Origin of the sequence: Polynucleobacter finlandensis, from assembly GCF_018881755.1 — a bacterium.
Lineage (GTDB): Bacteria > Pseudomonadota > Gammaproteobacteria > Burkholderiales > Burkholderiaceae > Polynucleobacter > Polynucleobacter finlandensis.
Genome location: NZ_JACVPS010000008.1, coordinates 1 through 13,014, shown reverse-complemented (window position 1 = coordinate 13,014; position 13,014 = coordinate 1). Strand labels below are relative to the sequence as shown.

At 46.1% G+C, this 13,014-nt stretch carries 14 protein-coding genes; 8 read left to right on the top strand and 6 right to left on the bottom strand.

Features of this window, described 5'->3' with window-relative positions; all coding sequences use genetic code 11:
* Positions 1-6: 6 nt before the first annotated feature.
* The 3 genes from ICN49_RS06625 to ppx all read left to right on the top strand — a co-directional run bounded on the left by ICN49_RS06625 (position 7) and on the right by ppx (position 3,427).
* Entirely contained in the window at positions 7-1,464 is a 1,458-nt protein-coding gene (locus ICN49_RS06625; protein ID WP_216166895.1) for a DUF2252 domain-containing protein, read from the top strand.
* Positions 1,464-1,781 carry a GDCCVxC domain-containing (seleno)protein gene (locus ICN49_RS11725; protein WP_369411513.1) on the top strand — a complete coding sequence of 106 codons (318 nt, stop codon included), beginning with the start codon at positions 1,464-1,466 and terminating at the stop codon, positions 1,779-1,781. The genes ICN49_RS06625 and ICN49_RS11725 overlap by 1 nt, the downstream gene beginning before the upstream one ends.
* A 101-nt stretch (positions 1,782-1,882) precedes the next feature.
* A complete protein-coding gene (gene ppx / locus ICN49_RS06620) occupies positions 1,883-3,427 on the top strand; it encodes an exopolyphosphatase (RefSeq protein ID WP_216166894.1) in 1,545 nt (514 codons plus the stop codon).
* A gap of 9 nt (positions 3,428-3,436) precedes the next feature.
* Here ppx and ICN49_RS06615 read toward each other — a convergent pair whose 3' ends face one another.
* From ICN49_RS06615 to ICN49_RS06600, 4 genes are read right to left on the bottom strand one after another with little or no spacing between them, the layout of a single operon-like run.
* Positions 3,437-4,366, bottom strand: a complete 930-nt coding sequence (locus ICN49_RS06615; protein ID WP_216166893.1) for a GNAT family N-acetyltransferase — start codon at positions 4,364-4,366, stop codon at positions 3,437-3,439.
* A gap of 42 nt (positions 4,367-4,408) precedes the next feature.
* Positions 4,409-4,813, bottom strand: a complete 405-nt coding sequence (locus ICN49_RS06610) for a diacylglycerol kinase (protein ID WP_216166892.1) — start codon at positions 4,811-4,813, stop codon at positions 4,409-4,411.
* An 11-nt stretch (positions 4,814-4,824) separates the two neighbouring features.
* Complete coding sequence (locus ICN49_RS06605; protein ID WP_216166891.1) at positions 4,825-5,853, bottom strand: glycosyltransferase family 4 protein; 1,029 nt, start codon at positions 5,851-5,853, stop codon at positions 4,825-4,827.
* On the bottom strand, positions 5,850-6,662 hold the full coding sequence (locus ICN49_RS06600) for a UDP-2,3-diacylglucosamine diphosphatase (protein ID WP_439650854.1): 813 nt from the start codon (positions 6,660-6,662) through the stop codon (positions 5,850-5,852). Before ICN49_RS06600 ends, ICN49_RS06605 begins: the two co-directional genes overlap by 4 nt.
* Positions 6,663-6,747: 85 nt before the next feature.
* Between ICN49_RS06600 and ICN49_RS06595 the strand changes: the two genes are divergently transcribed.
* The 5 genes from ICN49_RS06595 to ICN49_RS06575 are packed head-to-tail and all read left to right on the top strand — an operon-like array spanning position 6,748 to position 10,463.
* On the top strand, positions 6,748-7,530 hold the full coding sequence (locus ICN49_RS06595; protein WP_216166890.1) for a lysophospholipid acyltransferase family protein: 783 nt from the start codon (positions 6,748-6,750) through the stop codon (positions 7,528-7,530).
* Between the two features lie 60 nt (positions 7,531-7,590).
* Positions 7,591-8,496, top strand: coding sequence for a polyphosphate kinase 2 (gene ppk2, locus ICN49_RS06590; RefSeq protein WP_216167026.1), 906 nt, complete (start codon positions 7,591-7,593; stop codon positions 8,494-8,496).
* A 46-nt stretch (positions 8,497-8,542) separates the two neighbouring features.
* Positions 8,543-9,370, top strand: coding sequence for a CYTH domain-containing protein (locus tag ICN49_RS06585; protein WP_216166889.1), 828 nt, complete (start codon positions 8,543-8,545; stop codon positions 9,368-9,370).
* A complete protein-coding gene (locus ICN49_RS06580) occupies positions 9,367-9,939 on the top strand; it encodes a chromate transporter (RefSeq protein WP_216166888.1) in 573 nt (190 codons plus the stop codon). The genes ICN49_RS06585 and ICN49_RS06580 overlap by 4 nt, the downstream gene beginning before the upstream one ends.
* On the top strand, positions 9,936-10,463 hold the full coding sequence (locus ICN49_RS06575; protein ID WP_216166887.1) for a chromate transporter: 528 nt from the start codon (positions 9,936-9,938) through the stop codon (positions 10,461-10,463). Before ICN49_RS06580 ends, ICN49_RS06575 begins: the two co-directional genes overlap by 4 nt.
* A 9-nt stretch (positions 10,464-10,472) precedes the next feature.
* Here ICN49_RS06575 and ICN49_RS06570 read toward each other — a convergent pair whose 3' ends face one another.
* Together ICN49_RS06570 and ICN49_RS06565 are read right to left on the bottom strand one after the other, a co-directional pair.
* Positions 10,473-12,488, bottom strand: coding sequence for a TonB-dependent receptor (locus ICN49_RS06570; protein WP_255535424.1), 2,016 nt, complete (start codon positions 12,486-12,488; stop codon positions 10,473-10,475).
* Positions 12,489-12,620: 132 nt separating this feature from the next.
* Positions 12,621-13,014, bottom strand: a 394-nt coding sequence (locus tag ICN49_RS06565) for a hypothetical protein (protein ID WP_216166885.1), incomplete at its 5' end; no start/stop codon positions are given.

Below are 13,014 nucleotides of genomic sequence, written 5' to 3'. Positions count from 1 at the left end.
GTCATCATGTCTTCTGTTAAAAAAATCATTCAATCTCCGGTTGCAAAGGTTTCCAGGCTAAATCCACCAGAGCCCTTTATGGCTGATCAGTCCAGCATTAAAAAACGAGTTGCCGCTGGTAAGGCCTTGCGTAAAAAAGTAACCTTTCTAGAGCAGGGCACTTACGCTCCACCTAAACACCGCATTAATCCCATTGAAGTGCTTCAGAAGCAGGCCAAGAGTCGTAATGAAGCCTTGATACCAATTCGCTACGAGCGCATGCTTCAATCTCCCTTTGCCTTCTACCGTGGCGGTGCCGCCATCATGGCACAGGATCTTGCTAATCAAGCAACTACTGATATCACGGTTCAATTGTGTGGCGATATGCACGTTTCCAACTTCGGATTGTTTGGTACTGCAGAGCATCGCCTGGTTTTTGGCATCAATGATTTTGATGAGACTTTACCGGGAAGCTGGGAGTGGGATATCAAGCGATTGGTCGCCAGCGCCGTGATTGCTTGTGAAAGCATGGGGGGCAGTGAGGCCCTCGGCAAAAAGCTGGTACATCACATTAGCTCTGAATATCAGAAGCGAATGGCCCAATATGCGCAAATGCCATACCTTAATTTGGCTCAGCAATTTATTGGTGAGAAAGATATTCGTAAGCATTTCAGTAAGACCCACCAAAAAACATTGGACACTTACTTAAAGGAAACGAAAGGGCAGGGCAATATTCAGGTATTGGCCAAGCTCACAACCCTGGTTGGCAAGAATCGTAAAATCATTAATAGACCTCCCTTAATTGAGCATCTTAAGAAAGGCCTTCACGGAGTCGCATTTAAGAAGCTAGCGTCTCAAGCGGTCTCAAGTTATGTACACTCATTGTTGGCTGATAGGCAGGTTTTGTTTGGTCGCTATTCGCTTAAGGATTTCGCTAGAAAAATAGTCGGAGTAGGTTCTGTCGGAACGACCTGCATGGTTTTATATTTCGAAGGTAATGGTGAAAATGACCCTTTATTTTTGCAATATAAAGAAGCTCAAAAATCAGTCCTAACTCCCTATCTTGGGGAGTCGGTGCATCCCAATATGGGTCACCGCGTGGTTGCGGGTCAAAGACTGTTACAAGGAGCGCCAGATATCTTTTTAGGCTTTGGTGCTGTTAATAATCACGCTGGGGATACTCAGGACTTTTATTTAAGACAATTGCGCGATATGAAGGGCGGCATTGCCGTTGGTTCTGGCGGCGTCACTTTAGAAACCTTTCCTGACTATGCGAAGTTATTTGGGTGGGCTTTAGCCTTAGGTCATGCCCGCTCTGGTGATCCTGCCACGATCGCGGGCTATTGTGGTCAATCCAAGGAGTTGGATAAGGCCTTATATGAATTTGCTAAGGCCTATTCAAAACAGAATCAGGCTGACTATGCCGTATTTTGTGAAGCAGTCAAGTCTGGAAAACTCAAGGTCGCCAAGAAAAATACTCTCTAGTGGGGACTAGCGTATGTCAATCAGGCTTTCTGGAGCCCCAGCACTACCGACTAAATGGCTTGTTGAGGCCTTGTCTTATTCCTGAAATATTTGCAGTTCACTATCTGCCTGTGAAAACCCCAATATTGAACTCCGTCATTACTTGTCCCCACTGCAAAGCTACCGAGGCTCTTGAGATTCCAGAAGGCTCATCTCAGCAGTTTTATCGTTGCCCATCTTGTAGCGGCATTCTGAAAACCAAGTCAGGCGATTGTTGCATTTTCTGTAGCTATGGCAATGTAGATTGTTCAAGTTCCGAGCAAAATTTAGCCGCCTAAACCCTTTCCCCAGTAGACTACGCAGTAATTTCATGAATTTGTCATGCTTCTTACATAAAATAGACATATTCAATTAAGCGTATCTTTCCACAGGGAATATTTTGGCAGCCAATCCAGTCGATCTTCGGTTTAATGATTCAGATCTTGTTGCAGCAGTGGATCTTGGCTCGAATAGCTTTCGGATGCTGGTGGCGCAAGTGGTCAATACACCTTCAGGTACTCAGATACGTCCGATCGACACTTTGCGTGAAACGGTGCGTATTGCCGCAGGTCTCACAGACAACAAGTTATTAGGTAATGACGCTTACCAGCGGGGATTAACAGCCATACGCCGCTTTGGTGAGCGCATTCGGGGGTTTGATCCCACGAGGGTGCGCGCAGTTGCTACCAACACATTACGGGTGGCTAAAAATGCGCCGCAGTTCATCAAGGATGCGGAAGAGGCTTTAGGCTTTCCGATTGAGATTATCGCTGGGGTAGAGGAGGCTCGCTTAATTTACATTGGCGCAGCGCATGAGGTGCCTGCTGTTCACGGTAACCGTTTGGTGGTGGATATTGGCGGCGGCTCTACTGAACTGATTATTGGTAAGAGTTACGAGCCTAGGCTGATGGAGAGTCTTTATATTGGCTGCGTTTCTCATAGCATGCGCTTCTTTCCGAAGGGCAATATTGATGCCCATGCTTTCAAAGAAGCTGAGTTAGCCGCTCGTAGAGAAATTCAGGTGATCTCGGGAGCTTATCTCAAGAGTGGCTGGAAACAAGTTATTGGATCATCGGGTACAGCTAGAGCATTGGCCGATCTCATTGCGGAAAATAATTTTAACCCCGAGAGTCGGGCAAATGGCACAGGTGGCTTGATCACGCGGGATGGCTTACGAGCCATGAAAAAGCACCTGCTTAAATACGAACATGTGAATCAGGTTGAGTTGCCAGGTCTGAAGGACGAACGAAGGGCAGTTTGGCCCGGCGGCTTAGCAATCATGATTGCCGTCTTTGACGAGTTGGGCATTGAGTCCATGGAAGTGACGGACGCTGCTTTGCGTATTGGCGTCTTGTATGACTTACTAGGCAGGTCGCAACACCATGACATGCGCTATGTCACCGTTGAGCAATTTATGCAGCGCTACGACGTTGATCGCGAGCAGGCGCATCGTGTGGGCAATCTTGCTGGCGATTTTTTGGCACAACTACCTAAATCTGAATTCGAGAGCCGCTCAGACAATATTGCTTTATTGCAATGGGCTGCAAATCTGCATGAGATTGGATTATCGATTTCTCATAATGGCTATCACAAGCACTCTGCTTATATTGCTGGCAATGCGGATATGCCGGGGTTCTCAAAAAATGATCAAGCACGCTTGGCGGCATTACTCATTGGACATGCTGGCAAACTCGGAAAGTTGGCAAACAATGCCAGCTTTCATGACTGGCGCATGCTATTTTGTTTGCGACTAGCTCAAGTCTTATGCCGTGGCAGAAGTGATGGCGATCTTCCTAAGGTCAAGATCTCGGAACACGATGGTTCGTATGCGGTGAGCTTGTCGAAAGATTGGGCTAATGAACACCCATTAACAGAATTTAGTCTACAAAAAGAAGCGGCCGAATGGGAACGCATCGGCCGCTCTTATAAAGTGGGCTTGAAATAAGCCCTTTCTTTATTGTCCTAAGAAGTGCTTGGCATAGCGTGGATTGATATCTGACAAGCGCATCATCGTTAACAAATCTGCGGTATTGAAATCAGGATCCCAGGCAGGAGCACTACAAATCTTGGCGCCTATCTTGAGATAACCTTTGATGAGTGGAGGAAGATCTACTTGAAGGCCACCATTAAGCTTGTCTAGCGGCAATGGCAACTTTGGAAACGCATGGTTTTCTACTGGCGCCATTTGATCGTTGCTTAAGGAGTTATACAGGCTAGCTGCAAAGTGACCACCATCGCCCATCGGAATACTTGCGCAACCGAGCATGATTTCATACTCGTGCTTTTGCATGTACTGGGCAAGACCGCTCCAGAGGGCCATGATGACCGCGCCAGAACGATAGTCTGCGTGAACACAAGATCTACCCAGCTCAACCATTTTTGGCCTGAGGTGATTTAAGCGGGTTAAATCAAATTCAGAATCAGAGTACAGGCGACCAATTTCTTGCGCTTTATGTGGAGGCAGAACGCGATAGGTTCCAACAACCTTTAAAGTTTCTTGATCACGAATGAGTAGGTGATCACAGTAGGCATCAAACTCATCTACATCTAGACCTTCAGAGCTGGCGGCTAAATTAGCACCCATTTCTTCAGCAAATACCTTGTAGCGTAAGCGCTGCGCTTCTTTAATTTCACTGGAATTACTAGCCCAAGTAATTTGGAAGCCAGGCTTCTTAGCTTTGACAATGGCAACGGTTGGTGCAACTTCTTCAACTGAAATGAGTTGATTACGAGTCTTAGTGGCAAACTTTTTGCCGAATAGTTTCTTTGCCAGTTTTTTAGGTAAGAGCTTCTTGAAAGGGCTTAATTTACTTTTCTTCGGCTTGTCTTTTAAGCGCGGGCCAAACATATCAAGTGCTGCGAATGGGTTTGGAATATCGGACATGGTTAACCTTATTTATATATAGCTAATCGTAGCGAGCATTTATTACAAATTAAAGACAAGGGGGATGCAGACGGTGAGCCAAAGCAATGCGGAGATCAGTAATGCCAGCATGACAGCGGCAGAGCCAAAATCTTTAGCTCTTTTGGATAGATCATGATGATCAAAAGAAATGCGATCAATCGCAGCCTCAACACTGGAATTTAATAACTCAACTACTAGCACCAAGATCAGGGATGAAATCAGAATCGCTTTGACTAGATGGCTTACTGGCAAGAATAGGGCGGTCGGCACAAGGATGACTAAAAGCGTGAGCTCTTGTCTGAAAGCACTTTCTTCATTAAAGGCATAGACCATTCCACACCAAGAGTTTTTTGCTGCATGCCATGCACGGGTGAGCCCGCGGTTCCCTTTGTGGGGGTTGTCGCTAATGTTATAAGGTGCTGTCAAAATGGATAAGCCTATGCAAGTGCTGCAATATGAACTTCAGTCGAAGGTACCGGCTTAAGATGATTGGCAAACTGCTCAGAGGCAGCGCGCCAAGAGAACTTCTCTGCATGGGCACGGGCAACGTCACGCGGAATCTTGAGGGCCTGGAGGCAGGCCTCACGCAAGTCCTCATTCATCGCACCGGCGGCTGAGTTACCGAGTACATCAATCGGGCCTGTAACCGGATAGGCGGCTACTGGGGTGCCACACGCCATGGCCTCTAAAAGAACTAGGCCAAAAGTATCCGTTTTGCTTGGGAAAACAAACACATCTGCTGCTGCATAGACTTTAGCTAATTCATGTTGCTGTAATACGCCCAGGTAATTCACTTCAGGGTATTTTTCTTTAATGCTGGCCATTGCTGGGCCATCACCAACCACCCATTTGGAACCAGGTAGATCAATTTCTAAGAAAGCGTTGATGTTCTTTTCCACGGCGACACGGCCTACATACAAAAAGATTGGGTGAGCAGTATTCAGTCTTTTGGACTCTTGCATCTTAAAGATGTCTAGGTCAACACCCCTAGACCAAAGGACAACATTGGTCAGGCCAAACTTCTCAAGGTCATCCTTCACAATAATCGTGGGCGCCATTACTGCCATAGATGGCCCATGGAACCAGCGTATAAAGGCATAGGTAATGGCTAAAGGCATACCAATTCTGGCCTTAACGTATTCTGGAAAACGGGTGTGATAGGCGGTAGAGAACGGCAATTTATTTTTTACTGCATACGAGCGCGCTGAAAGTCCCAAAGGACCTTCAGTAGCGATATGCATCGCATCGGGTGCAAATTCTTTAATTCTTCGAGAAACTTCTTTCCCAGGAAAGAGGGAGAGGGCAATATCCGGGTAGGTTGGGCAAGGGATAGATTTAAATCCACTTGGCGTAATCATTTCCACCTCGTGACCCATGCCAATGAGCTCTTCACGGGTTTGCTTAAGGGTTCTAACAACGCCATTAACCTGTGGATCCCATGCATCGGTGATGATCATAATTTTCATAGCACAGCCTCTTTGATGAGTGCTTCAACAGCAGGTTGGAAGGTAATTTCAGGAGTTGCGTTTACTGGTTCGCCTCTGATTTGGGTCCAGTAAATAATTTTGAGTTCGCCTTGCATGGTTTCGACAAGGGCAGAAAGACTTTCTACCCAGTCACCATCATTGCAATAGAGCAGGCCATCAATTTCACGGATTTCAGCTTTGTGAATGTGACCACAAACCACGCCATCACAACCCTTTAAGCGAGCCTCTCGGGCCATGATGTGTTCGAAGTCTGCGATGTAGCTGACTGCATTCTTGACTTGGTGTTTTAAGTATTGGGATAAAGACCAGTACTGCAAACCCATCCGCATGCGGATCATGTTGAAATAGCGGTTGATATAGAGAATGAAGGTATACAAGGTATCGCCAACATAGGCTAACCATTTGGCATATTGCATGACGCCATCGAACAGATCGCCATGGGTTACCCAGAGTTTTCTGCCATCAAGCGTTGTATGAATCACTTCCTCAACTACTTTGACCTCGCCAAAGGACATGCCAAAGAATTGTCGTGCACTCTCGTCGTGGTTTCCGGGTACGTAGATTACTTCTGTACCTTTACGCGCTTTACGCAAGAGTTTTTGTACTACGTCATTGTGGGCTTGGGGCCAGTAGAATGATTTTTTAAGTCTCCACCCGTCAATGATGTCTCCTACCAAGTAAAACTTATCGGCTTCATTGTGTTTCAGAAAATCGAGGAGGTAGTTTGCCTGACACCCTGATGTTCCTAGGTGTACGTCTGAAATCCAGATAGCTCTGTAATGCATCATGAGTAAGCATTAAGCCTGCCGTCTATGTAATCCTCATGACACTTTCAAGACAGTTTTATGACTTGATTTATATTGATAGAACTTTATGAATATCCAAACACTATCAACCGAGTCTAAAGCGCCGTTTCTGACGCGCTGCGGGGTGTGGGCGCTGATTTTTCTGCATATATTGCGTGGAGCCTTGACCTTATCTTTCTTTTTTCCCTTTATTGACGATCAAAAAAAACAAGAGCATATCCAACGCTGGTCTAAAAGATTGCTCACCATCTTTAAGATTGAACTCAAGATTCGAGGTGCTGAGCTCTTGCCAAATTCTCCTTATTTATTGGCTTCAAATCATATTTCTTGGCTTGATATCCATGTGATCAATGCTTTTCGACCGGTTCGATTCGTGGCCAAGTCTGAAGTAGCTAGCTGGCCAGTGTTTGGCTGGATGGCTAAGCAGTTACGAACCGTGTTTATTCGGCGAGATAGCTCTAGACATGCAAGGTTGGTTGTCGGGCAGGTGGCTGGGGTTTTGAAAACGGAATCGATTTGCATATTTCCGGAAGGCACCTCTACTGTCGGAGATGAGGTGTTGCCATTTAAGCCAAACTTATTTGAGTCTGCTTTAGAGGCTGGCGTCCCTACCTTTCCTTTAGCTATCCAGTATTTTTCCACCATCACCGGGAAAAGAAGCTATTCCCCAGCATTTATTGGGGATATGGGCCTAATCGAGTCTATGGCAAACATTATTCAAAACCGACATTTAGGGGTGGAGCTCCGCTTTTTGCCATTCATAGAGCCGTTAATCGATGCTCAATTTGATCGCAAGTTGCTCGCTCTTTATACCCAAGAGGCTATTGCTAAAAGCCTTCAAGCCTCATAGATGTAATAAAAGTGTCATCAAGATCCAGTAAAAATGGATAATCTAGTTGTGAACGCAAAGATGACATCAAAACATAAAGACATGGACGAATGGTATCGCCGTGCTCGAGAAGAGATTCTGGATAGCATGGACGAAGAGCTCGAAATGGAGCTGGATGATGATCGTCTTTCACAAGATGGCGACAGCGGATCTTCCATACCGCGCCAACTGTATTTCAAGGAGTTGTTTCGTCTTCAGGGTGAATTGGTCAAGCTGCAGGATTGGGTTGTCGAAAACAAACTAAAAGTAGCCGTCTTGTTCGAAGGTCGTGATTCTGCAGGTAAGGGTGGCGCAATTAAGCGGATTACTCAGCGCCTTAATCCTCGCGTATGTAAAGTGGTCGCACTCCCGGCGCCCAACGATCGCGAAAAGACCCAGTGGTATTTCCAAAGATATATTCAACATCTGCCAGCTGGCGGAGAAATTGTTTTATTTGACCGCAGTTGGTATAACCGTGCCGGCGTCGAGAGAGTAATGGGTTTTTGTACCGATTACGAGTATGAAGAGTTCTTAAGAACAGTGCCAGATCTTGAGCGCATGATGATTAGCTCGGGCGTTATTTTGATCAAGTACTGGTTCTCAATCTCTGATGATGAGCAGTACAACCGCTTCATGATGCGCATACATGATCCGCTAAAGCAGTGGAAACTGAGCCCCATGGATTTAGAGGCTCGTCGATTATGGGAGGCCTATACCAAGGCCAAAGAAACCATGCTTGAGCGTACGCATATTCCTGAGGCGCCATGGTGGGTTGTGGCAGCCAATGATAAGAAGAAGGCGCGCCTTAATTGCATCACCCATTTACTAGATCAAATTCCCTACAAAGAGACCGACCACCCAATCATTACATTGCCAAGCCGGGTTCATAACCCTGACTACCTCCGTGATCCAGTCCCTCCTGAAATGTACGTCCCAGAAGTCTATTAAGATTTTCTAGATGGTGATAACCTCTTGGTAACAAGGGGGTATTTAGATGAAGTTGCATCCATCCGTCACAAATCGAGAATTTAAATTACTCATCAAGCCCAAGGGTTTGGATCGACGTAGTCGCATTACTGCGCTGAGTGATCAAATACTGAAATTCTGTAAAAAGAACAAAGTAGAGTTTTTCCACTTAGATAACGCGACAACAGGTTTACGGAATATTTATTTTTACGATACGCCTGGCGAAGACTTTCGACGCAATAACGTGATTTTGCGCGTGCGAGAATCTCGTCAGAATGTTTGGGTAGATGATTTTTGTGAAGTAACCCTCAAATGTCGCACGCACGATATCGGCGAGTCAGCAAAATTTAATCCCACTCCCAAGAAGAGTATTAAATCTCGCATCCGCTTTAAGGAGGAGATCTTGCGTGGGGATGAGCTTGGATCTAAGCGCAGCATTTACTCTAACAATGCCATTTTAGATGCCATTCCAATTGATAGCATCTTTGATAGAACGCTTAGCAGTGTTGCTAAGTTCTTTCCAGGTGTTGCCAACCTAGGGATTGATAAAAAATCTCCAATGCGTATCGTCGGTGGCAATACCAATAAAATTTTAGAGGCTTGCTTACCCTTAGGAAACCTGGTATTTGGTGACGGCGTGCAAGCCCATTGCGAGATAGCGATTTGGATGAAGAGTGTAGGGGACCCTATTGTTGGTGAGCTTGCTTTTTCTTACCGTGTAAATGATGAAAATCGTGGGCAAGCAAAAGCACATAAGCGAGTCGATAAATTTTTTAAGCAACTACAAATTGAATTGGCCGATTGGCTGGAGATCGGCAGCACCAAAACGGCCTTAATTTATGGAAAGCCTGAGTGAGCTCTGAATTACAGGAAGTATCTCCTCAATTAAATCCCCCGGGCTTGCATGACATATTCATGCAGTTTTTCATCATCGGGGCGATTAGTTTTGGCGGGGGGATTATTGCCTATGAGCGCATATTGCTGGTAGAGAAACGCAAGTGGTTATCTTCCGATGCATTCATGGGTTATCTGGCTATTAGTCAGACCATGCCTGGGCTCAATTCTGTTAATTTAGCCGTGCTGGCTGGTGATCACCTACGAGGAGTGCGCGGCGCCATTAGTGCTGCCCTCGGTTTGATTCTTCCTGGCTCTCTGTTTGTTTTAGCCATTGGCATAGCCTATGCCAAAAATACCGACCATCCCTTAGCCAATCTCATTTTGGCTGGTATAGCTGCTGCTGCCTGCGGATTGTTGGCTGCCATTACCTATCGTATTGGCGAGGATCACTGGCGGCATTTGAAGTCTCTGGTCATTATTGTGACTACCTTTTGCTTGATGAGTATTGTCAAGCTGTCACTGCCATTGGTTTTACTCATCATGGCCCCAGTATGTCTTTATCTTTATCGTCCGAGCGCTAAGTCATGAGTCTGTATGTTCAATTAGCACTTAGCTTTGCACTCTTATCAATTTTGGCGGTAGGGGGTGGTACAGCAGTCTTACCAGAAATGCAGACCTTATTAGCCCATCAGTTTGGTATTAGCCATACGCAATTCGTGCATATTTATAGTATGGGTCAAGTTGCCCCTGGCCCAAATATGCTGATGGTCTTGGTGATTGGATTTCAGGTTGCAGGACTTGTTGGCGCAGGAGTGGTTTTACTGGCATTCTTTTTGCCATCCAGCATTTTGTGTTTTTATGTGGGGCGGGTATGGAATCGTTTTGGCGATAGCCCTTGGCGTCGTTCTATTCAGAATGCTTTGGAGCCCATCTCTATTGGCCTGATGGCTTCTGGTGTGTATGCGGTAGCTAAGGCATCGATCGTTAGCCCCATCACGCTCGCTTTAGCTCTTGTTACGCTTTATCTCATTCTGAGAACCAAAATTAATCCAGTCTTTGTCATCCTGGGATCCGGAATGATTGGGGCGATCCTCATTAAATATCTTGGATAAGCAGCAGATTTAAAACGCAGCTCTGACACCGACCATCAAACTTCTGCCAGGTTGCGGTGCATAGAGCCTGACGGCCATCGGTGAAGTGGCATACCGAATCTCTTCATTGAGTAGATTTTTCAACATCACATAGCCGGTCCAATTAATCTTGCCTACTCTTTCTGTGTAAGACAGATTGGCATTGACTAAGTTATAGCTGGGGGTTGGCCCAACTTCCCAAGTGGCCAATCTGTTTTGTTGATAGCTATAAATATAAGTTGCACTCGTTAACCAACCATCGCGTTGATAGGCCAGTTCACTGCCAAGTCGTGGGGCGGGCTGCAAGGGCAGATTGCCGCCAGCGTTAAAAGATCCTTGAGAGATATCACCAAAGACTCTGCCACCAACACCATTTTGATTCCAGTTGTAAGTGAGCTCTCCTTCAGCGCCTTTGATATTTGCGCTGGCTTGAGATGCTTGCACAACCGAGAAGTTATTGACTGTGCTGTAAGCCCCCGTGTAAAAGCCATAGATGTAGTTACTAAATTGATTGCGGTACAGGCTTGCCTTACTACGAAATAGCCCTAGTGTTTTTTGGAAGCTGATCTCCACGTTATGTGAAGTCTCGGTAGCTAAGTTAGCGTTACCAATATCAAACGTCGCCGTCGAATCATGTGGCCCATAAGAGTAGAGCTCTTGTGGTGTTGGTGCTCTTTGCGAAACCGTGTAACTCAAACCTAAGCCATAGCCACGAGCCACATCGAGCATGCCACCCGCTGAATACGACATTAAATTAAATTGACGGTTTTGCAGTGTTGGTGGCCCATAAGAAGATGGCACTCCTTGACTACTTGGGCTGGGAAACTGTGTCGCCAAGTTAGGATTTTGACCAGCATAGCTATAGCGTGCGCCTAAACTCGTTTTGACTGGACCATAACGACCCTCCTCAACCCAGAAGAGCGCGGAGGAATTGGACTTCGTTTGCGGAACAATGGCGTAATTATTGCTAGACAGATCTATAGCATTTAATGTGGCACCATTTACTTGTGCACCAATTACACCCTTGGAGCCCAGAAACTCTTTATGCATCATTTCTACACGGGCTTCAGTAGCAGTGTTATTCCATTGGGTGGCTGCAACCCCAGTGTTGGTAAATTCGGTATGTTGATAGTTGGTATTGGCAGCACTGACTTTGATGGATGAGAAGCCATCAAAGGGGTCATTGGTTTGATGGCTAAAGTCGTAACGATTTTGTGATTGCTGAATAAAGCCACCGTCATAAGTGGGGATGCCGTAGTTATGGTTCATGCGCTCGAGAGAAACGCCGGTATAGCCGTCTGTTCGAATGTAAGTAGCGCCCAAGCCAAGACTATTCTGATTGCTATAGGAGAAGGGTAGTTTGCCGCTATAAGGAACGTTGACAGGTTGATTGGGATTAATCGACCAATTAGCGTTTGGACCGCCTTGTTCGGCATACCCCGGTATTTGATAGTTATTACTATTGCTCACTGCAGAATCAAAGTGAAGCGCTAGCGGCCCGGCCGGTGCATCTACTTCAATATTGGCAGTCTTGCCCTGGTTGACGGTTTCATAGCTGGTATTGATTGCACCAGACACCATATCGGGCATAGAAGTCACAATGCGGTCATTGACGACGTTGACTAAGCCGCCGCTAGAGCCGGAGCCATATACCAAAGCACTAGCACCCCGTAGGATCTCAATTTGATGGGCGTTCTGAATGGGGTTGGCTACTGCATGATCTGCAGAGATACTTGACACATCGCCAACTGATAAACCATTTTGCAAAATCTGTACGCGCGCACCTTCAAGTCCGCGCATCACTGGTCTGGATGCACCGGCACCATAACCGGTGGCAGATACTCCTAATTCATTTGCGAGGGTGGCCCCAAGGGTGCCGGCCAATTTATTTTGTAACTCATCGCCAGCGAGTATTTTGTTGGGGCTTAATAGCCCTTGTTCATTAACGCCACTAACATCGAGTTGCGGCAATGCCTCGGCTTGGGTTTGAGACCAAGTGTTATTCATTAGAAGTAATCCAATGAGACAAAAAACTCTACAGAGGTAGAAAGCAAAGAGGCGTTTCATATTTCATCCAGGCAAACCACTAAAAAGGTGGTTGATCAAAACAAGGGAGCGCAAGCGCATCCCTAAGCAGTTTTAAAGGATGAGGCGAGGAGGGGCTTGAGACTGGTAGGGCGATTCAGCCGTTTGATAGTCAACCGTTTTAGTTGAAGAAGAATTTATCTCTATATAGGCAGACAACGCAATCAAGACCAAACTATCTGTCGATACAAAACTCGCTAGAGTTAAAGCATCAAATAAATGGCAGCTTGCTGAGCTATGGGTAATCGCAGCGTTTTCATCACAGCTTTGACTGCCTGCACCCAAGATTTGGGATGAGGTCCCTAGACCGCTATGAGAAATGCCATGAGAGAACCCCAGCCAGTGAGTTCCGAGCAGGCAAACCAGCAGCAATCCAACGACGAAAACACTTCGTAATTGCTGGCTTATCTGACGGTGGAAAAAGGCTCTCATTGGGCAGGATCTTACA

Excerpts from the sequence above, each read along its gene's own strand:
- ICN49_RS06570 (WP_255535424.1), bottom strand. The coding sequence starts at position 12,488 with ATGAATAACACTTGGTCTCAAACCCAAGCCGAGGCATTGCCGCAACTC.
- ICN49_RS06585 (WP_216166889.1), top strand. The coding sequence starts at position 8,543 with ATGAAGTTGCATCCATCCGTCACAAATCGAGAATTTAAATTACTCATC.
- ICN49_RS06600 (WP_439650854.1), bottom strand. The coding sequence starts at position 6,662 with ATGATGCATTACAGAGCTATCTGGATTTCAGACGTACACCTAGGAACA.
- ICN49_RS06605 (WP_216166891.1), bottom strand. The coding sequence starts at position 5,853 with ATGAAAATTATGATCATCACCGATGCATGGGATCCACAGGTTAATGGC.
- ICN49_RS06625 (WP_216166895.1), top strand. The coding sequence starts at position 7 with ATGTCTTCTGTTAAAAAAATCATTCAATCTCCGGTTGCAAAGGTTTCC.
- ICN49_RS06615 (WP_216166893.1), bottom strand. The coding sequence starts at position 4,366 with ATGTCCGATATTCCAAACCCATTCGCAGCACTTGATATGTTTGGCCCG.
- ICN49_RS06575 (WP_216166887.1), top strand. The coding sequence starts at position 9,936 with ATGAGTCTGTATGTTCAATTAGCACTTAGCTTTGCACTCTTATCAATT.
- ICN49_RS06595 (WP_216166890.1), top strand. The coding sequence starts at position 6,748 with ATGAATATCCAAACACTATCAACCGAGTCTAAAGCGCCGTTTCTGACG.
- ppk2 (WP_216167026.1), top strand. The coding sequence starts at position 7,591 with ATGACATCAAAACATAAAGACATGGACGAATGGTATCGCCGTGCTCGA.